Source organism: Kribbella orskensis (genome assembly GCF_004342085.1).
GTDB lineage: Bacteria > Actinomycetota > Actinomycetes > Propionibacteriales > Kribbellaceae > Kribbella > Kribbella orskensis.
Genome location: NZ_SLWM01000004.1, coordinates 1 through 18,993 on the forward strand (window position 1 = coordinate 1; position 18,993 = coordinate 18,993).

The 18,993-nt window shown below is 66.7% G+C and carries 20 protein-coding genes and 1 pseudogene; 11 read left to right on the forward strand and 10 right to left on the reverse strand.

Annotated elements, in window-relative coordinates; genetic code table 11:
* Positions 1-351 precede the first annotated feature (351 nt).
* Positions 352-990 (forward strand): DUF3105 domain-containing protein, encoded by a 639-nt coding sequence (locus tag EV644_RS12285; RefSeq protein ID WP_241998103.1) that lies wholly within the window; start codon positions 352-354, stop codon positions 988-990.
* A gap of 377 nt (positions 991-1,367) precedes the next feature.
* On the opposite strand, the gene EV644_RS12290 is transcribed toward EV644_RS12285, so the two are convergent.
* From EV644_RS12290 to EV644_RS12315, 6 genes are all read right to left on the reverse strand, one after another.
* Complete coding sequence (locus EV644_RS12290; RefSeq protein WP_199239773.1) at positions 1,368-1,574, reverse strand: hypothetical protein; 207 nt, start codon at positions 1,572-1,574, stop codon at positions 1,368-1,370.
* A 98-nt stretch (positions 1,575-1,672) separates the two neighbouring features.
* Entirely contained in the window at positions 1,673-3,043 is a 1,371-nt protein-coding gene (locus EV644_RS12295) for a pyridoxal phosphate-dependent decarboxylase family protein (protein WP_199239774.1), read from the reverse strand.
* Positions 3,040-3,297, reverse strand: a complete 258-nt coding sequence (locus EV644_RS12300; RefSeq protein ID WP_199239775.1) for an ArsR/SmtB family transcription factor — start codon at positions 3,295-3,297, stop codon at positions 3,040-3,042. Before EV644_RS12300 ends, EV644_RS12295 begins: the two co-directional genes overlap by 4 nt.
* A 494-nt stretch (positions 3,298-3,791) precedes the next feature.
* Positions 3,792-3,998 (reverse strand): hypothetical protein, encoded by a 207-nt coding sequence (locus tag EV644_RS12305; RefSeq protein ID WP_132188377.1) that lies wholly within the window; start codon positions 3,996-3,998, stop codon positions 3,792-3,794.
* Positions 3,999-4,060: 62 nt separating this feature from the next.
* A complete protein-coding gene (locus EV644_RS12310; protein ID WP_158292790.1) occupies positions 4,061-5,005 on the reverse strand; it encodes a ketopantoate reductase family protein in 945 nt (314 codons plus the stop codon).
* Positions 5,002-6,030, reverse strand: a complete 1,029-nt coding sequence (locus EV644_RS12315) for a threonine ammonia-lyase (RefSeq protein WP_158292791.1) — start codon at positions 6,028-6,030, stop codon at positions 5,002-5,004. Before EV644_RS12315 ends, EV644_RS12310 begins: the two co-directional genes overlap by 4 nt.
* A 64-nt stretch (positions 6,031-6,094) precedes the next feature.
* Here EV644_RS12315 and EV644_RS12320 point away from each other — a divergent pair, with 64 nt between their 5' ends.
* Positions 6,095-7,558, forward strand: a complete 1,464-nt coding sequence (locus EV644_RS12320) for an aminotransferase-like domain-containing protein (protein ID WP_158292792.1) — start codon at positions 6,095-6,097, stop codon at positions 7,556-7,558.
* A gap of 493 nt (positions 7,559-8,051) precedes the next feature.
* Here the strand turns inward: EV644_RS12320 and EV644_RS12325 are convergent, their stop codons facing one another.
* Both EV644_RS12325 and EV644_RS12330 read right to left on the reverse strand, forming a co-directional pair.
* Positions 8,052-8,375 (reverse strand): DUF1348 family protein, encoded by a 324-nt coding sequence (locus EV644_RS12325; RefSeq protein ID WP_132188381.1) that lies wholly within the window; start codon positions 8,373-8,375, stop codon positions 8,052-8,054.
* Positions 8,376-8,414: 39 nt separating this feature from the next.
* Positions 8,415-9,332 (reverse strand): LysR family transcriptional regulator, encoded by a 918-nt coding sequence (locus tag EV644_RS12330; protein ID WP_132188382.1) that lies wholly within the window; start codon positions 9,330-9,332, stop codon positions 8,415-8,417.
* 93 nt (positions 9,333-9,425) lie between these two features.
* On the opposite strand from EV644_RS12330, the gene EV644_RS12335 reads away from it, so the two are divergent.
* Positions 9,426-10,289 carry a PhzF family phenazine biosynthesis isomerase gene (locus EV644_RS12335; RefSeq protein WP_132188383.1) on the forward strand — a complete coding sequence of 288 codons (864 nt, stop codon included), beginning with the start codon at positions 9,426-9,428 and terminating at the stop codon, positions 10,287-10,289.
* Between the two features lie 304 nt (positions 10,290-10,593).
* Positions 10,594-10,797, forward strand: coding sequence for a hypothetical protein (locus tag EV644_RS12340; protein ID WP_132188384.1), 204 nt, complete (start codon positions 10,594-10,596; stop codon positions 10,795-10,797).
* Positions 10,798-11,007: 210 nt separating this feature from the next.
* Here the strand turns inward: EV644_RS12340 and EV644_RS48275 are convergent.
* Positions 11,008-11,292: pseudogene (locus tag EV644_RS48275) on the reverse strand (DUF8691 family protein); the annotation flags it as partial.
* Positions 11,293-11,480: 188 nt separating this feature from the next.
* Here EV644_RS48275 and EV644_RS12345 point away from each other — a divergent pair.
* Both EV644_RS12345 and EV644_RS12350 read left to right on the forward strand, forming a co-directional pair.
* Positions 11,481-12,152 carry an MBL fold metallo-hydrolase gene (locus EV644_RS12345; protein WP_158292793.1) on the forward strand — a complete coding sequence of 224 codons (672 nt, stop codon included), beginning with the start codon at positions 11,481-11,483 and terminating at the stop codon, positions 12,150-12,152.
* Positions 12,149-12,991 carry an alpha/beta fold hydrolase gene (locus EV644_RS12350; RefSeq protein WP_132188386.1) on the forward strand — a complete coding sequence of 281 codons (843 nt, stop codon included), beginning with the start codon at positions 12,149-12,151 and terminating at the stop codon, positions 12,989-12,991. The genes EV644_RS12345 and EV644_RS12350 overlap by 4 nt, the downstream gene beginning before the upstream one ends.
* Here EV644_RS12350 and EV644_RS12355 read toward each other — a convergent pair.
* The gene (locus EV644_RS12355; protein WP_132188387.1) at positions 12,988-13,635 is read right to left on the reverse strand and encodes an alpha/beta hydrolase; all 648 of its coding nucleotides are present in this window, start codon (positions 13,633-13,635) and stop codon (positions 12,988-12,990) included. The two genes, EV644_RS12350 and EV644_RS12355, sit on opposite strands and share 4 nt — an antisense overlap.
* 177 nt (positions 13,636-13,812) lie before the next feature.
* Here EV644_RS12355 and EV644_RS12360 point away from each other — a divergent pair, with 177 nt between their 5' ends.
* The 5 genes from EV644_RS12360 (at position 13,813) to EV644_RS12380 (ending at position 18,565) form a co-directional block, all read left to right on the forward strand.
* Positions 13,813-14,241 (forward strand): tautomerase family protein, encoded by a 429-nt coding sequence (locus tag EV644_RS12360; RefSeq protein WP_132188388.1) that lies wholly within the window; start codon positions 13,813-13,815, stop codon positions 14,239-14,241.
* A 9-nt stretch (positions 14,242-14,250) separates the two neighbouring features.
* Positions 14,251-14,964, forward strand: coding sequence for an alpha/beta fold hydrolase (locus tag EV644_RS12365; RefSeq protein ID WP_132188389.1), 714 nt, complete (start codon positions 14,251-14,253; stop codon positions 14,962-14,964).
* Between the two features lie 59 nt (positions 14,965-15,023).
* Positions 15,024-17,798 carry a helix-turn-helix transcriptional regulator gene (locus EV644_RS12370; protein WP_132188390.1) on the forward strand — a complete coding sequence of 925 codons (2,775 nt, stop codon included), beginning with the start codon at positions 15,024-15,026 and terminating at the stop codon, positions 17,796-17,798.
* Positions 17,799-17,859: 61 nt separating this feature from the next.
* Positions 17,860-18,057: a DedA family protein gene (locus tag EV644_RS12375; protein ID WP_199239776.1), complete on the forward strand. Its 198-nt coding sequence runs from the start codon at positions 17,860-17,862 to the stop codon at positions 18,055-18,057.
* A 97-nt stretch (positions 18,058-18,154) separates the two neighbouring features.
* Complete coding sequence (locus EV644_RS12380; RefSeq protein WP_132188391.1) at positions 18,155-18,565, forward strand: cyclin family protein; 411 nt, start codon at positions 18,155-18,157, stop codon at positions 18,563-18,565.
* Positions 18,566-18,993 lie beyond the last annotated feature (428 nt).

Genomic DNA, 18,993 nt, shown 5'->3' on the forward strand with positions numbered 1-18,993 from the left:
GCAACTTCACCAACTACCGGCTACGCATCCTGCTCGCCGCCGACGGCACCCGGCCCTATCGACGAACACCGAACCACGCCTGATTCCGAAGAGCCGGTAAGCCTGGGCGAGGTAATCATCCTACGGCTGGGCCGACATTCCATCCCACTGCCGGACGGAATTCTCGCGTACCTACTGTTCCCACCCGGGGGATTTGAACAGGCAGTGAACCGTCGGTCCTCAACAACCGTGGTTGTAGTCGGAAGGTTCACTCGTCACGGCAGGGAGAATGATGTCCGAGACCATTGGTGTGCCGCGATGAGCACCCGACACCTCAGTCAGCGGAGCCAGCCCCACGCCGATCGGCGTCGCATGATCATCGTCATGGCTCTGTCCCTGATCGTTGGCATTGGCATTATCGCTTATCCCGCTGTCAAGTTCGTCCAGAAATTGAGCCCCCAAGGCAGCCGTCTCGACGAGATCGGCGTAACGGCTGCGCAGGCGGCATGCTGCGACGTCATCGAAGATGCCGCGGTCGGCGGCGGTGACCACCGGCCCGACCACGGGCACATCAGCTACACAGTCTCGCCACCCTCGTCAGGCCCGCACTACCTGACCTGGGCGCCGTTCAGTCGGAAGTTCTACACCGCCAACGACCGCCCCCCGATGGGCAACCTTGTCCACAATCTGGAGCACGGCTACACGATTCTCTGGTACAACGACACGATCGCCGGCGACGTCAACAAGGTCGAGTTGATCGAGAGGATGTCCGACGCTTTCAGCCGATCCAAGGTTCACGTCGGTAAGTTCATTGCCGCCCCCTACAGCGAGAAAGACGGTGGAGACGCGTGGCCAGCCGGGAAGAACATCGCGTTCACCCACTGGGGCGGTGGCGCGCCTGTGACGCAGAAGGGCTACCGGCAGTTCTGCCGTGATATCAGCGGGGCCGTGCTGAGGACCTTCATGGACAACTACCCAGCAGCCAACTCCCCAGAGCCAAACGGGGACTGACATCGCTGGCCGGCGCGGGTTCGACGGCGGTTCACTCGCCGCATCGGCTGTGCGGGACGGCGCACCTGCCAGCGTCGACGAGCACCTCTTTGCGGCATCCCCGAGCGCCGCTGACCGATCAGCTGTATGACTCGGCGTCGCCGCGGCCCTCGCCGCCGCAGCGTGCGACCGCAGCTCGGCACGATGATCTACAACCCCAGACCAGGAGGAAGATGTTCTTCGCACAGCTGAAGTCGACACGGAGGTCAGCCCGACCTTCTACCAGACAGTCAGCATCACCAGCCGACCGGAGCGCCTGTTCGCGCCGAGCGCTCAGGCGGGTGCCGTTCCCACAATGGTCACGGCAACCCGGCGCTCGAGTCGGCGGTGGGCATATTTCAGGCGCGCAACGCATCCAGGGCGAGCTGGACGTCGGCGCTGGTCGAGTACACGTGAAACGAGGCCCGCAACTTGCCGCCTCTGACGGCAGCGCGGATGCCTCTGGCCTCGAAGGCCTGCTCCGCATCAGGGACATTGGTGCTGACGATCGCCGAATCCCCCGGCGGCATTCCGAGACCCGCGCGGAACTCGTTCGCCAGCCCCACGTTGTGCTCGTGGATGGCCGCTATCCCAATCTCCTCGATCAGTTCCAGCGCCGGAGCCGCACCGACAAGAGCTCCCGATGTCTTGTTGGAACGGCGGGCTAAGAGGTCGACAGCACGTCCTTCGTCACCTGCTCGATCGACGCAAGTGTGCGCTGGATGTCGTGCTCGGAAGTACTCCAGCCGGCGACTGAGAGCCTGATAGCGCTTTGCCCCCGCCACGTAGTCTGGCCGAACCAGCACTCGCCCGACTCCTGGGCCGCTTGGGCGATCCGGGTGTGGTCATCAACCGTTCCTATGCGCGCGACGACCTGGTTCAGCACCACGTCGTTCACGACCTCATAGCCAAGTGCCCGAAGGCCCTGCGCCAGGGTATTGGCATGAGAGCATGAACTCTCGACCAAGTCGGCCACGCCACGACGGCCCAGGGAACGCAGCGCGGCCCACACCTCGACGCCACGTGCTGATCGGGAAAACTCCGGGCCCATGTCCTTCGGGGCGACGGTTGCACCGGTCTTGAGGTAGGGAGCCTGAGTAGCCATCGCATCGTGCAGCGGCTGAGGGTCACGGACGATAGCAAGCCCACAATCATAAGGCGTGTTGAGCCACTTATGGCCATCGACGACCCAGGAGTCGGCCTGATCCAGACCTGCGGTAAGCGTTCGGCGCGCCGGCGAGGCCGCCGCCCACAGTCCGAACGCCCCATCAACGTGCACCCAGGCACCCGCCGCCCTGGCCTGCCGGCACACCTCCTCGAACGGGTCGAAGGACCCGGAGTTGACGTTGCCAGCCTGCAGGCAGACGATCGTCTGGGGGTCCAGAACCGGCATCTGGTCGGCGATCACTCTTCCCTGATCGTCGGTCGGGATCCGCTCGATGGTTGTCGTGCCCCAGCCCAGTAGAGTCAAGGCCTTGAGCACCGTGACGTGAATCTCGTCGGATGCCACCACCCGCAGCCTGGGCGCATCCCAAACGCCTCGCTCGGTGACGTCGTAGCCAGCACGGGCGAGCAGCCGCTGCCGCGCCGCAGCCAAGCAAGTAAAGTTCCCCATTGTCGCGCCGGTGACGAAGCTGACGTGCGACTGCGGTGGCAAGCCCAACAAGTCGACCACCCACTGACCTGCGCACCGCTCCAGTGCACAGCCGACAGGCGAGGTCGCGTCATTGAAAACGACCTGGTCCCAGGCGCTGGCCAGCACTCGGGCACCCAGCGCGGCAGGCAGCGTGCCGCCGACAATCAGTCCGAAGAAGCGCCCACCAGCCGAGGCAACCGTCGCCGGCGACCCATAAGCGTGCAGCGCCCGAACCACCTCGTCCGGATCCGTTGGATCCTCTCCCAGTGGCTGCGTCAGCTGCGCCATCATCGCCAGTGCATCCGGCTCGGGCGCGACCCTCCGCGCCTCTACGGTGCGAAGGTACTCCGATGCTGCGGCAGATGCAGCCTTCAGGGCCTGCATCGAGGGTGTGGTCACAAGCTCTTCTCCAAGTCGAATTTGAGCGCCGCGCAGGCCTGCTCATCGCGGCGGTAGAAGACCCAGCCCTTCTTGCGAGTGGCCACGATCAGTCCAGCATCGGTCAGCAGCTTCAGGTGTCGCGATGCCGTTGGTTGAGCGACACCCCACTTCCGGGCGATAAACACCGCGCACACCCCGTCGACGACGAGGTCACCGTCGATCTGTGGCGGGAAATGCGCGGCAGGATCCTTCAACCACCGCAACAAGTCCAACCGGCCAGGGTGCGACACTGCCTTGCAACGATCAGATAGCGAGTTAGCCATATAGCTAAGGATGCTCTACGACTCGATGCGCCATTGTCAAGGGTCAATGTTGTGACACACAGCGGCCCCTCAGTCGGAGGAGCGTTGCCGTTCGAGTAGACCGCTGCCGCATCGGAATAGTTGCAGAAGGCCACAAACACACCACAACCATCGCCGAGAGCTCGGATACATCAGTAGACATGTTTGGACGATGGGCTGGTGAACGCGACTCCAAGGACCCCACCGTCAGAAAGCCCCGGCCGACGAGTCCCGCGGAAACCGGATACTGGCCGCTCCAGTCCTCGCTCTAACGCGCTACCGGGGTGGGACCGCGGGCGGCCCTCCAGAAAGACTTCAGCCGCGAGAGCGCAGCATGCGGCCCATCCGATCAGCACGCTCCAGGAGGTTCGCGCGGACGACCGGAACAGCCTGTGCCGCCAGGGCTTCGGCTCGTTCCACGAAGGTCAGGTCGATACCGAACAGTGGAACAGGCTTCTGGTGAATGTCGTCGCCGGCGTGGCTCCACCGCGGTGGATGGTCGGCACGAGATCGAGATACGCCTCCGCATAGGGCCTCAGCAACTCGTCCTGGCCGGCGGTCCAGAACAGCGCCGCAACCGAGTGGACCGAAGCGAGCGGCACCGTGCGCTCCGTCACCAGCGTCTGCCACACCGCCTCCTTCTCAGTCGCGTCCGGGGTCGCCAGGGGAATATGCCGGTGGCATGACCGGCTGATCAGATCGTGCCGCCTGGTTCCTGTTGGGGGTACACAAGGCGCTTGTCGCTTCGCTGTTCGAGTTCGGCCATGACCGCCGTCAGGGTGGGAACCGCGATGTCCGCGCGCTTGGCCAGCCGGGTGAGCGCTCCACCGATCGCGTCGAGCTCGTTCACGCGTCCGGCTTCGACGTCCCGCAGCAGCGACGACCTCGTCGTTGGCGGGAGCGAGGCCAAGGTCTGACGCACCGCTGTCGGGTCGGCATCCGCATGGCCATGAGCGCGGGCGATCGCGCAGACGTCGTCGACCAGCAAGTCCAGCAGGCCTGAACGCTCGGCACGCACCGTGCCCAGATCGCCCAACACGACAGTGGTCGCCAGTGCCAGCGGCGCCAGGAACGTCAACTTGCGCCACAACACCACCGCCTCGGCCGTGTGATAACCCACCTCGAAACCGGCCGAGGTCAGCACCGCACCGGCTGTGTCGGCCGCCGCAGCTGTCCATGGCGTGCGAGCCAGCTCGACCAAGGCGGACGAACCGTTGTGCAAGACCGAACCGGGCGCGTGCCGGGTCGCCTCCGCCTTAATCGTGGCCGGCACCGTAACGGCGCCTGGCACCCAATGCCGGAGCCGGTCGACGTGGTCGACCCCGTTGAGCAATGGCACCACTGCGGTGCCATGCAGCCAACGAGACGCCACACTGTCCAGCGCCGCTGATAGCGAGGGTGCCTTGACCGCCACAAACAGCACGTCCACGTGGCGGTCGAGGGAGGTGACTACCGCGGGTGAAGCCCTCAGGACGCCGAATCTAGCGCTGTGCAAGGAGAATCCGCTACCAGCGAGTGCCGCTGCTCCAGTCGTTGTCGTGACCACCACGACCTCGTGTCCAGCCGCCTGCACTGTGGTGGCCAGCAGCCCGCCAATTCCTCCCGCACCAAGGATCCCGACCCTGCGGCAGCCGCTCACTGGTCGATGCCCGGGAGCAAGGAATGGGTGGACGGCACATTTACCAGCTCTAGCCAACGGTTCAATGCGATATTGCGGCCGGTCAGAACCACAACAATGCTGTACCTGCCGTATGCCAGGTCAGGTCGGCGGATGAGCGCCGCAACAGGCGCTGCAGCCGAGGGCTCGACGTACAGGTGATGCGCCTCGGCCAGCCAACGCATCGCGGCCCGAATATCGTCCTCGCTGACCTCGCTGGTCACCGAGACATGGCGCTGGGTTAGGGGGAAGGTGATCGTGCCTGTTTCCACGTGCGCGCCCAAGCCATCGGCGATGCTGGGCGCGGCGGACACCTCGACCGGTCGACCCGCGCGCAGCCACGTGTTGAGGATAGGGCTCGCTGCGGGCTGTACAGCCCAGATCGCGGCTCCCTCGTCGCACAACGCGATACCGGTGCCGGCGGCGAGTCCGCCGCCACCCATGCCGAGCACGACCAGGTCCACGTCAGGTAGGTCGCGGCCTATCTCCAGTCCCACGGTGCCGCCGCCCGCGATGACCAACGGGTGGTTGTAGGCCGACACGAACCTCGCGCCGGACCTGGCCGCGTGCTCCTGCGCCGCAGCCCGGGCCTGGTCCACCGAATCGGTGAACGCCAAATCGGCGCCGAGCGCGCGAATCGCGGCAATCTTGGTCGGGTCGGCGTGACGCGGCAGGTAGATGCATGCGGCGACGCCCAGCCGCTGGGCGGCGTACGCCAAGCCGATGCCATGCCCGCCCGCGGTGGACGCGACAGCACCACGAGCGCGGCTGGCGGGCGACATGGACAGCAACACGTTGAGCGACAGCCGCGGCTTGAAACTGCCAGTTACCTGAAGGGCCTCAACCTTTAGGTAGACGTCGGCGCCGACCAGCCGCGTCAGCTCGGGTGAATGCTCAAGCGGCGTGTGCCGGATATAGGGGCGGATGCGCTGCTCGGCCGCGGTGATGTCGCCACGGGTGACCTCGGCCCGCATCGGCGCCGCGGTTGGGTCCGACTGTCTGCTCACGGTGATCCTCGGGTGCTATGAGATAGTACAGATTCGACTGTATGAGCGGCCTCGAGGTGGAACAATGTCGTACAGTGTCGATCTGAGCGATCTGGACCGCGAGAAAGGCTCTCTGCGGCGACAGATCGTGGACCGGTTCATCCGCGCTGTCGACGCCGGGGAGCTACCGCCGGAGGCACGGGTGCCCTCGACGCGGCAGATCGCTGCAGTGGCAGGGGTCAACCACCTGACCGCGGTCCGGGCAATGCGCGATCTGGCGGCGAGTGGATACGTTTACACAGTTCCGCGCAGTGGCACCTTCGTGCGGCGCTCCACGCCGGGGAATCCACCGGCCGGAGCCGACTGGCAATTCGGCGTGCTCCCTCCCAGCAATCCGCTCGCCGAGCACCATTACGACACGAGAGCCCGCAGCGCGATGCCCGGCATGGTGTCGCTGGCCCTAGGGTGGCCCGCACCAGAACTGCGGCCGCGCGAAGCCCTGCGTCGGCACGCGGAGGTCGCGCTGGCCGAGCATATGGACGAGATCACGGACTACGGCGACCCAGCCGGCGCGGCTGACCTGCGGGAAGCGATCGCGGCACGCTGGAAGGCGACCGGCGCCGTGCGTCACGCACGTGACGTGGTCGTGACCAATGGCGCGTCCCAGGGCCTGCACCTCGTACTCAGAGCAGTGGTCGAGCCAGGGGACCTGGTCGCTGTGGAGAGCCCGACCTACGCCGGGGTACTGGACGCCGTACGTTCCTGCGGAGCCCAGGTCATAGGTATTCCGGTCGACAGCGAGGGATTCCAAGTGGATGTGCTCGCACGGGTTCTGAGGCGTAAGGAGGTCAAGCTGTGCGTTCTGCAGCCCGATCACCACAACCCCACCGGGGTGAGCACCACAGCCCCGCGACGACAACAACTCGCGCGACTCGCCGAGACGCGGGGTATGTTCGTCCTCGAGGATGCCGCCTACGCCGACCTCGGCTTCACCGGCGAGACCGGAACCTCATTGAGGTATCTGGCCCCGGACCACACGATCCACGTCGGCACCCTGTCGAAGTCGGTGGCGGGAGGGTTACGCATCGGGTGGACGAGCGCTTCCGGACCGGCGCTTCGGCGCATCGCCGCACGCAAGATGGCCGCCGACTACCACACTCCGGTACTGACCCAGTTAATAGTGGCGGGCTTCCTCGCCTCCGGCGACTACGACGACCACCTGCAGTCAGCCCGCAGCACATATAGGAGACGTGCGGCCATCCTGTCGGACGCGCTTGAGCACCATATGCCCGGCCGCTACACCTATCCGGCACCATCTGGTGGCCACCATCTGTGGGTGAGTTTCACCGAGCCTGTCGACGAGGAGACGCTATACGTCGAATGCCACCGCACAGGCGTGCTTTACACGCGGCCGTCCGACGTGCTCTGCACCGAACAGACCGCGACCTCGATCCGGCTGTCCTTCTGCCACGCACCACTCGATGACCTGACGGAGGGAGCCGCGCGGCTGGCTCGAGCACTACGAAAGGTTCACATCGCCCGAGCATGATCGAATCGGGCCCAATGTTGTGCGTCTTAACGCCGACAGGTTCCCGGCCGGGGATTCTGCCCGTGCGGTGATCGTGTGCAGACCCGCCCCCTTCGGAATCGTCACGGTGATGTTCGCGACCGCCGCGTCACTCGACGGCGTGATCTCACCTGGCCAGCGGCACAGCCCTTGATGTTCGTGGCCACCGGCGTGCCGTCGACGGTGAGCCGGATGTAGCCGGGCGCGGGAATAGCCGCTGGGCGTCGGGTCACCGGGCACACCACGGCGGTGATCCAGCCTCCGAAGCTTGCGGACGTTCGATGGTTGGAACGAACCGGGCGTGGTCGCCGACGGTGATCGGGCCTGGCTTGATGACCTGGCAGTTCAGCGCTAACCGACCCCGAATGTGTGCCTGACCAGGCGGAATACGTCGAAGTCCTGTGCGCCGGTGCCGGATCGATGCCCGGTGACGACGAACCCGCCGCACGGAGTGCACGCCCGGGAGTTCACTCCTTCATCGCAACGGGATCGAGGCGTCGCGCTCGGCCGTCATACGTGCACCGGTGATACGACGGTCGGCGCTGTCGATCGCGATGTCGTTGATGCTGGCTTCGCGGCTGCGCATCAGCCCGTCTGCCGCGAACTCCCAGTTCTCGTTGCCGTAGCTGCGCCACCACTGGCCCGACTCGTCGCGCCACTCGTATTGGAATCGCACGGCGATCCGGTCAGCGGTCCAGGCCCACAGACTCTTCCGCAGTGCATAGTCGTGCTCCCGCTGCCACTTCTGGGTGAGGAAGGCAACGATCTCGTCTCGTCCCCTGACGAACTCCTCCTCCACAAACCTGCTGGACTCACTCCCGAGTAACCGATCGACGGCCTACTGAAAGACCGTGCCATTGGACGTGGTCGTCAGAGAAAAATGCCGCACCAACTCATCCACGACCGCATGGGCAGCTTGAGAGCCCCAGCGCCGTCGGTGACGTGCCAGTTGCACCGGCACGTCAGGAATCCGCGGGCCGGCGACAATCGCCAGGCGACCTTCGCGCAACAGGCTCTCAACGGTTGCACGCGGCAACAGGGTGAGGCCGAGTCCGGCGGCCACGCAGGACCTGGTGGCCTCGATGCTGCCGAACCGCGTCAACCGTGTTCGCGCACCAGGAACAGACAGCAGGTCGCGAGCGAGCCGGTCGCTATAGGAGCAGCCCTGTTCGTGTAGGAAGAAGGCTTCCCTGGCTAATTCCCCCCAGCTGGCTGGCTTGTCTCGTCGGGCCAACGGGTGTTCGGGGGCGCAGACCAGAACCAGCTCCTCATGGGCGATGCGTTCGGCAACGATGTCGGGGAAATTGGCCCGTTCCTCCAGCAACAATGCGATGTCAAGCCGCCCCGTCCGCAGCCCTTCCACGGCCGCCGAAGTCCCCGCCGCCTCCAGATCGACCTCCACGTCAGGGTGGATCCGGCGCAAGTCCGCGATGACACCCGGCAGACGCGCGGCGCACAGCGTCTCGCCTGCACCAACGACGACCCGCCCGCACGGCGGACCGGCGGTCGCAGCCGCTGTGCGCAGTCGTAACTCCGCGTCCAGCACACCTTCAGCCTGATCCAGCAGCCGCCGACCGGCCTCTGTGATCACCGTGCCTCTCGCCAATCGGTCGAAGAGCCGGGTGCCCAACTCCTTCTCCAGTGTCCGGATCTGCACTGTGACCGTGGACTGGGCAAGGTGCAGCTCGGCAGCAGCGGCGGTGAAGCTCTCGGTTCTGGCCAGCGTTGTGAAGGTATGCAGCAGTCGAGTGTCCACCTGTCGAGCATACGGGAGCCATCGGAAATATCGATGGCCGCTATCAGAATCAATCGTTGGTCTTGATAGTTGATGTGCGGGACAGTGGAACTCATGAACCGTGAGAACACCACAGAAATCCTGCGCTACGCGGCGTTCACCTCCGATCCGGCGGGTGGGAACCCCGCAGGTGTCGTTCTCGACGCCACCGGCCTGGACGAATCTCAGATGCTCGCCATCGCCGCCGAACTGGGTTACTCCGAGACCGCTTTCGTCACCGCGCGGGACGACGAACATCGGCGCTTCCGGCTGCGTTACTTCAGCCCTCTTGCCGAGGTCGCGTTCTGTGGCCACGTCACCGTCGCGACAGCAGTGGCCCTTGCCGAGCGCATCGGCTCCGGCGAGTTGGCCTTCGATACGCCTGCGGGAGAGATCCGGGTGGCGACTGCAGTCAGCAGCGCGGGCACGGCTCGAGCGACTCTTACCAGCGTTCCCACCCGCTCACGCCCAGCCGTGGACGCCGAACTGGATGCTGCGCTCAGCGCCCTGGGCTGGGAGCGTGACGATCTCGACCCGGCGTTGCCGCCGCACGTAGCATTCGGCGGGAACGAGCACCTCGTCCTGGCCGCCGCCTCCCGCGCCCGGTTGGCTGACCTGACCTATGATTTCGACGGCCTCGCCGAGGTGATGCGGATTCACGATTGGGTTACGGTGCAGCTGGTGTGGCGAGAGACGCCGGACCTGTTCCACGCACGTAACCCCTTCCCGGTCGGCGGTGTCGTGGAGGACCCGGCCACCGGAGCGGCCGCTGCTGCACTCGGTGGCTACCTGCGAACGATCGGCCAGGTAAAGGAGGCGGCCACGATCGCCATTCGCCAAGGTGAGGATATGGGCCGCCCGAGCGATCTGACGATCGAGGTGGACCCCGTCGACGCGCGGGTGCGAGTCACTGGTCAGGCGGTGCCGATCGACCGATGATCCCACCGGAACCCGCGAAAGGTCGAATGACGGACCACTCGCCGGTCCGATCTCAGTTCTGGTCTCGGTCCGTTGTCGCCGCACTTGGCGGGGAGAACCACAATGCAGGAATCAACCACCAACTCGGCTCCCAGCCGCACAGTCGAGCGTGTCACGGTCGGCGGCGATGTCACGATGGTTGCGACAGGTAGCCTGCGCAGCGTTCCGCGGCGGCAGGCGTGAAGATCTACGATGCATCCGCGATCCGCCTAGCCGTCGGGTTGCCACGGGCAACCTCGACGGCCTCGGGACCCGCGAGCTCCGAGTGGTCGAGAAGGACGGGCGGACCTACCTGATCCGGGTGAACCTCATCCTCGGCACTCCGGCCGATCCGAGGCCGTCACTGATCTCCCAGACCTACGAGTGGCGCGGCGGTGGATTCGTCACGATCGCCGACTTCCCGACCACGGGAGGCACCGACGCCGAGGTGATCAGCCTGAATGATCAAGGCACCCGCCAGGAACGGTGAAGCCGGAGTCACAGACAGTCGCAAGATCGCGTTGTGCACTGACGGGCCGACACAGATCCCTGCGATCGCAGCCTGGGCGCGCCCACGATCACCTGGTACCTCGAGCCCGGTGGCATTCAACGTGCTCTCATCGCCACCCTCTCGAGGCTCGACGGCGCTCCGTTCGGTCGATGCCAACGTCGTCGTGTCCGGGACTAGGTGAACCTCGACGACTTCGATACCCAGCGCCCGGAGTCGTGACAGCAGGCCACAAAGCGCCGACTGATCGGGGATGATGTAGAGGATGGTGGTCACCCGGTCGACCGCCAGTGTCACGGCGCCCACATCTCGAAGGTCTTCGTCCGGTACGGCACCCGCCACGCGAAGCGCGTACGTCGCATCGACCATCGGCCCCACTCCGTCCCAAACGATTCGACGACGGTGGCAAAGACGACGTGAAGCGGCTTCATCCGGGTGGTGTGAACAGCCGGGCTCGATCTGGGCCTGGCTGCACATTCCGGAATCGCGCCGTCTCGAAATGCCCGGCACCAGAGGTGCGGCACAGCTCCAGCTGTGGCCCGACAGGGTGTCACCCGTTCAGGTGATGGTGCGGGTGGGCCGGCGCGACCATGATCGGAGAAGTGACGGGCGCCGTTTCGCGCTCGCCGAACAGGGCGCCGACGTACCTCGAGGGAGGCGTGTACATGCCGGGATCGATGGCTCTCAAGGTGTTGACCGCGGCCTATGTCACGCATGCGCACGCTGACCATTTCTTCGGTCTTGGGCCCGTTCTCGAGGGCTTCCCCTACGCGCGGCTGGTGACCCATGCAGACGTGGTACGCCCGGCTGCAGAACAGGCCGACCCCGAGGCGCTGGCGCGGTGGCACTCGTTCTTTCCTGGCCAGATCGCGGACCATCCCGTCACTCCGACTGCGCTGCTGGGCGATGAACTGCAAGTCGAAGGACAGTCGCTGAAGTGTCTGCTCGTCGGTCAAAGTGATGTGGAGCAGTCGACCGTCGTCCATGTCCCTGAGCTTGACGCGGTCGTGGCGGGAGATGTCGCTTACAACCGCGTCCACATGTGGTTGGCCGGATCCGATCCGAAGGCCCGCGCGGCGTGGATCGAGTCGCTCAACGCGATCGAGCGGCTGCGGCCGGAAACCGTGATCGCCGGGCACAAGGACCCGGACGCTCCCGATGACGTTGCCGCGAGGGTGTTGGACGAGTCGCGTCAATACATCAGGGACTTCGACGAGATCGTCGAGGTCAGCGACTCCGCTCAGGAGATCGTCGCGAAGATGCTGGCCAGACCTGGGCAACCAGTTCACACTGACGTTCGCCGCCGACTCCCAACGGCCCCAGGGGTGACCACATGACCGCGTACACCGAGACCTCGACCCAGCGGACCAGCGCGGACAACGACGTCGAGTACGCCTATCGTGAGACCGGCGACGGCGCCGTACCCCTGATCCTGCTGCAGCATTTCCGCGGCAACCTCGACAACTGGGATCCCGCGCTCGTCGACGCGCTCGCGACCGATCGGCGAGTGGTCGCGTTCGACAACCGCGGCGTCGGCGCGTCGACCGGCACGACACCGCACACCGTCGCCGAGATGGCGCACGACGCGCTGGCCTTCCTCGACGCGCTGGGCTTCGAGCAGATCGACCTGCTCGGGTTCTCGCTCGGCAGCTTCGTCGCCCAGGAGATCGCCCTGATCCGGCCGGACGTCGTACGACGGCTCGTCCTGGCCTCGTCGGCGCCACAGGGCGCGGCCGGCATGCACGGCTGGGATCCCGCGGTGATCGGTGCGGTGGGCCGGCCGCAACCCAACCCCGAAGGGGTTCTCGGCGTCTTCTTCGCACCCTCGGAGACGAGCCGCACAGCCGGGATGCAGGCCTTCGGCCGGATGGCGACACGCACCTCCGATCGCGACGACCAGACAACCTGGGCGACCCGGGTCGCGCAGTACGACGCCGTCTGCGACTGGGGTATTCCGAACCACGCACTGCTCGAACGTGTAGGCACGATCAAGATGCCCGTCTTCGTCACCAACGGCGACAGCGACCCGATGATCCTGCCGCACTACTCCTACCTCTTGGCCGGGCTCATTCCGCACGCGCGGCTCAAGATCTACCCCGACTCCGCCCACGGCTTCCTCTTCCAGCACCACCTCGAGTTCGCCGACGACGTCGACGCCTTCCTGACCAGCTCCTAGTTGTCAGCGTCGAGCTGCTCAGCGATCCAGGAGGCCGCAAGCGTGGTCCACCTCGAGGCGTCTCCGGCGCCCTCGGCCAGGCCAAGACTGTGTGGGCCGTGCGCAAACACGTGCACCGTATGCGGCGCGCCGTACGCGGCCAGCGCCGTGGCGAAACGATAGGTGTGCTCCGGGGGCACCCAGATGTCCTCCGCGGTGTGCCACAGAAAGAACGGCGGTGCCGACGGGTTCACCAGCGCATCCAAGGAGGTCGCCCGGCGCAGGTCGGGCGACGCATCCTCGCCGAGCAGGATGAGCCGTGACGGGCGGTAGGTCTCGGTCTCCATCGAGGTGATCGAGTAACCGAGTACAGCGAAGTCGACCAGCTCGGCTCGACCTGAACCCGGTGCCAGCGCCGCCAGTCCGGCGAGATGACCGCCTGCCGAGAATCCCACCAGCCCGATCCGGTCGGCACCGGCCTCTCGCCGGCCGCGGATTTCGGCCCGCAGCGCATCGAGCGGTATCGGATGCCGGAACTCCAGCGGGTACCGGAACACACTCGACTCCAGACCCAGGCCGGTGAGCCAGTCGACGATCGGCGCCGCCTCGTGCGGCGTGTGCGCCGCGTATCCCCCGCCGGGCAACACGATCACGTGCACGCTCATCAACTCATCCTCCTTGTCGTCTACCGATGCAACGTGATCTCGCCGGCGGAGGGCCATCACCCAAAGGGATGAGGCCGCGACCCGCTCTTCGGCCTCATCTGTTCAGGTGATGGATCGGTGCCGCGGAGGAATGTTTGGCTTCGGCGACCTGGAAACCACGTCCAAGGAGCCAGCGACATGCCGATGATCGACGTCTACGCCGCGGCCGGAACGTTCGGCGACAAGCATCAACTCGCGGTCGACCTCGCAACGACTCTGATGAGGATCGAGGAGGTCCCGAGCATCCCGATGTTCCGGCAGAACACCGCCGCCTTCGTGCACGACCTGGAGGCGGGCAGCCTGTCGAATGTCGACGGCGACGACACCTACGTCCGCGTTCAGGTACTCACCAACTTCGGCGCGCTCGACCGTGCCAAGCAGCTCGCCGTGGTCGCGGAGCTGACCAGGATCGTGGCGGAGGCCGCGGGCGACCCGAGCCTCGCGGACCGGACCTGGGTGCTGCTCACAGAGGCGCCCGACGGCGGCTGGGGCATCGCAGGGCATGCCAACACCAACGAAGAGCTGATCGCCGCCGCTCGTGCTCAGATCGCCCAGCTCGGGACCTGAGGGGGAACCATGGCACCCACAGTTGTTCTGGTGCACGGCGCGTTCGCCGACGCATCCGGATTCGCCGGCGTGATCCGTGAGCTCCAGGCCGGAGGTATCACCGTGATCGCCCCGCCGAACCCACTCCGCAGCCTGACGTCCGACGCCGCCGCGATCGGTGCGGTGGTCGAGGCCGTCGAGGGTCCCGTGCTGCTCGTCGGCCACTCGTACGGCGGGGCGCTGATCACCCAGGTCTCGGCCGAACTCGACAACGTGGTCGGCCTCGTCTACCTCGCCGCGTTCGGCCTCGACGTCGGAGAGAGTTGCGCGAGTGTCCAGGAGCCGTACCCGCCGGCGCTGCTCGCCAAGACGTCGGCCCCCACGCCGTACGACGCTCCGGCCGGCCCGGGCGGACCGGGCGGACCGGATCTCTACATCGTCGAGCCGCAGTTCCGCGAGACCTTCTGCGCCGACGTCGCGGTCGACGTCGCGGCGACCATGTACGTCACCCAGCGTCCGCTGACGCTGGCCGCCCTCACCGAGAACGCGACCGCGGCCGGGTGGAAGACCAAGCCGTCCTGGTTCCTGATCCCCGAGCACGACAACGCGATCGCGCCGGCTGCCCAGCGGTTCATGGCCGAGCGGATGGGGGCGACGATCGAGACCATCGCCGGCTCGCACACCGTGTTCATCGCGCAACCCGTCGCGGTCGCCGGCTTCATCCATCAGGCGCTGGCGGGATGACCGCTGTCCGTGCGCTCGACCGGTCTGCTTCCATGGGCAGGAGATGAGCGGAGAGAACGATGGTCGATAGCCGGCCGCTGCGCGGACGCAGTGAACCGCTGAGCCGTGCTCTCAGCGTAGTGCGCCAGGTTCGCACGGTCAGCTCGTCCGGCGTCGTACTCATCACCGGGGCTGCAGGGATGGGCAAGACAGCCGTGCTGACGGAGATCTGCCGCCAAGCCACGGGCCAGCGGTTCCGGGTGACCCTGACCAATTGCGACGAGATCGAGCAGGTCTCGCCCGGCGCGCCGGTCATCGCCGTACTGCGCTCCGGCCGCGACCCGTTGATCTCGGCCGACGACTACGAGGAACTGAGCCTGGCGCAACCGCTGATGCTGGCCGACGGGATCGCGGCGTACCTGGAGAAGGCGGCTGCGTCCGCTCCACTGGTGATCGCGATCGACGATCTGCACTGGGCCGACCGGGTCAGCCAGTTCCTGTTGCGGTCGTTGATCCCGCGTCTGGTCGGCCTGCCGGTGCTGTGGGTGCTCACCAGCCGCGATCGGCGGCTCGAGCACCAGGTGGCGACCGTGGACCACGTCCGGTTCCACCACCTCCCGCTGACGCCGCTGACCGGTCCGGACCTCGCGGCGATGGCGCACGACCGTCTCGGCCGACTGCCGAGCCGGCACACCCAGCAACTGCTGGCCGCGTCCGACGGCAACCCGTTCCTCGCCGTGCAGATCATCGACGGGATCGCTCGGACCGCCGACCGGGGCGACGAGGTCCCGGCCGAGTTCACCGCGGCGATCCACCACCGCCTGGCCGAACTCGACGATCCGGCCCGCCGCATCGTCGAACTGCTCGCCGTCGCAGGGCGCCCGCTGCCGGTCGACGACCTCGCCGTACTCCAGCCCGAGCTGACACCAGCCTCACGCACCCGGCTGATCGGCGACGCGGTACTGAGTGGGCTGGTCGTCGAGACAGCGGCGACTTTGGCGTTCCGGCACGACCTGATCCGCGAGACCGTCTACGCCACGGTCGCCGGCCATACAGCTCGCAGGCTCCATCGCCGGATCGCGAACCACCTCCTGACGGACACCGGGCAACCGTTGCTCGCTGCGTCGCACGTCAAGGCCGCGGCGATCTCCGGGGACCTCTCGAGCGCGCTGATTCTCATCTCCGCGGCGGAACTGCTGACGTCGACCAGCGCCGAGGACGCCGGTGAGCTGGCGATGCTGGCGTTCGGGACGTTGCGGCCCAGCCACGATCAGTGGTTCGACATCGGCGTGCGCAGCTTGGTTGTCCTGGCCCGCGGACAGCGCGTCGCGGACACGCTGACGGTCGCCGATCAACTGCTGGCGCGCGCAGACGAGGCCGATGCCATCGGGCAGATCGAGACGGTCACGGCTCGCGCGCTGTGGCTCGGCGGCCGAGTCGCCGAACTCACCGATCGATGCGACCAGGTACTGCGTTTGCCCGGGCTGACGCCGGCGATCGCGGCGCGGCTCACCGCCGCACGGGCACTGGCTCGGACGCGGATGATCCCCGGAGCGGAGGCCGCCGAAGGTGCCCGGATCGCGCTGGCCACAGCACGTGCGGTGGGCGACCAGGAAGCGACCACGCTGGCGCTGCAAGCTTCGGGCGAGGCGGCCAAGAACGAGGGCCGGCATCGGACGAGTCTGCGACATTTCCGGGACCTGCGGCCACTACTCGGAACGTCGTACCTGGCCGAGGAGATCATCTCGCTTCAACTCCTGGACCGCTATGAGCACGCCCAGATTCTGCTGGACCAGTGCCGCAAGGACGACGAGTCGTCCGTCGAGACCGCACTGCCGGCCCTCGCCTACGCGCAGCTGTGGCAGGACTTCAACCTCGGCCGGCTCGACGATGCCGATGCGGGCGCACGGGGACTGATCGAGCTGGGTCGGCAGCTCGGGACGAGTGTGCACGCGCTCGAAGCGATGATGATCCACAGCGCCGTCCTGCTGTCCGGTGGCGACTTTCAGGCGGCCCGGCGGCAGATCGAGGAGGCGGCGAGCGTCACCGACACGGACGAGCACTTCCGCGATCAGGCGATACCGCTGATGCAAGGCTGGCTGGCCGCTACCGAAGGCGACCTCGGCCGAGCGACAACGATTCTCGCGCCCATGCTGGACAGTGCGGCCGAGGCACGCAGCTTCTGGCCTTGGTGGCCCGGCTGGATGGCAGTGTTCTACGACATCGGAACCGCGGCCGGCGAGACGAAGTTCGCCCAGCAGGCGATCGAGATCGCCGAGATCGGCGCCGAACGCAACCCCGGCCTCTGCAGCTTCGAAGGCCTCGCCCTCAACCTCCGCGGTCGCGCCGACAACGACCTCGCGGTGATCGCCCGCTCTGCCGAGGTACTTGCCTCAAGCCCCCGTCCGGCGCTGCAAGCAGTCGGCGCCTTCACCTACGGACGGGCGCTACTCGGATCGGGCGATCGCGAAGCCGCGCTGATCCAGCTGGATCGGGCCTGGGACCTGTACCACGCGATGCGCGAACGGGTCGGCCGCGACGGTGTCGAGGCGATCATGCGCCAGGCAGGCGCGCGTCGTACGAAGTGGGCTCAGGCAGCCGCGCGCCCGACGACCGGCTGGGAAGCCCTGACCGATGCCGAGCAACGCGTCGCGAAGCTGATCGCCGCCGGCCATACCAACAAGTCGGCCGCCTCGACCCTCGGGATCTCCGTAAACACAGTCGGCACGCACCTCCGCGCTGTCTTCGCCAAGCTCGACGTCCAGTCCAGGGTCCAACTCACCAACACCCTCCACGCAGCGGACATCCGCCCCGACCCCAACGTGTCGGCGGCACGTGGCACGCCGGCTCGGTGAACCTCGACCTGCGGCTCACGTGGCCGGAACTGCTGGGCAAGCCGGTCGGACTCCCGGGTCGGTGCGCACCAACATCGTCCTGCACTTCCGTGCCACCATGCCCGCACTCGCCGGAACCGCGGGCGTGCGCTACCCGAAGTTCCTCGCCTTCAACGCCGCCAGCGGACTCATCTGGGGCATCTGTGTCGTCCTGCTCGGCTACCCCGCGGGCAACTCCTACGCCACCATCGAAAGACCTTCGGTCGCGCGACCGCGCTAATTGTCCTCGCAACCGTCGTCATCGCGGTCGTCAGCTGGCGGGTCCGCCGTCGCTCCGCCCGTCGAACAGACCAATCTGGCCGTCGACCATGACGCCCGTGCCGATCCACCAAGGCCCACCGCAGCGGTCAACCGTCCTGGCAGCCGTACTCGCCGCACTCATAGCAGTTGCCCTCGGCATCTTGGCCGCCAAGACCATCCCAACCGCCGCCGAGCATCGGGGCCAGATCCAGGCCGCCGGCTACCACGTCGCCACCTGCACGATCCAGGCCGAACGACACGACGACAGCCGGATCCAGACTCTCGCCCACCTCGCCAACTGCCTACAAGACAACCACCAGATCCGCACCGAAGCCGGTGACATCACCCTCACCATCTTCAGCCTGGCGGTCCTCGGCTGGGCGGTTGGCAGCTCCTCCACAGCCGGCACCACTAACCGATCCGCGGGACGCGATCCCGGGGCCCTGTTCGGGGGCCGACATGCACAACGAGTTCGACATCATCTTTGAACTGGTGCTCGGCTTCTTCGTGGAGACCATCATCCTGCTCCGCCTCGACCAGCCCCGCGATCGCACCGAACCAACCGACGACCGGCACGGGACAGATCAGTACAACAGCCCGATGTGCCAGTGGTCGACGAACCCATCGCTCCAGCTGGCACCGCATGATCACGGCACCAGTTGGTCTCGGGTCGCGGAGGGCCGATCCACCGGATCGAACCTGCGCCGCGGCCGTCGACCGCGACACCGTGCACGCCCGCTGGTGGCCGGGCGCAGGATCCGCCGCCGCGCAGCCGGTTGGCGAGGTCGACCAGCACCTGGTCGACGCCATCGCCGGTTTGATTGTCACGCCGTCAGCTGCAAATCAAGGGGAACGCGGGGTCGTGCCGGCTTCATCGGTCTGCGGCGCATCCAACTTGGCGTCCATCTGAGCGTCC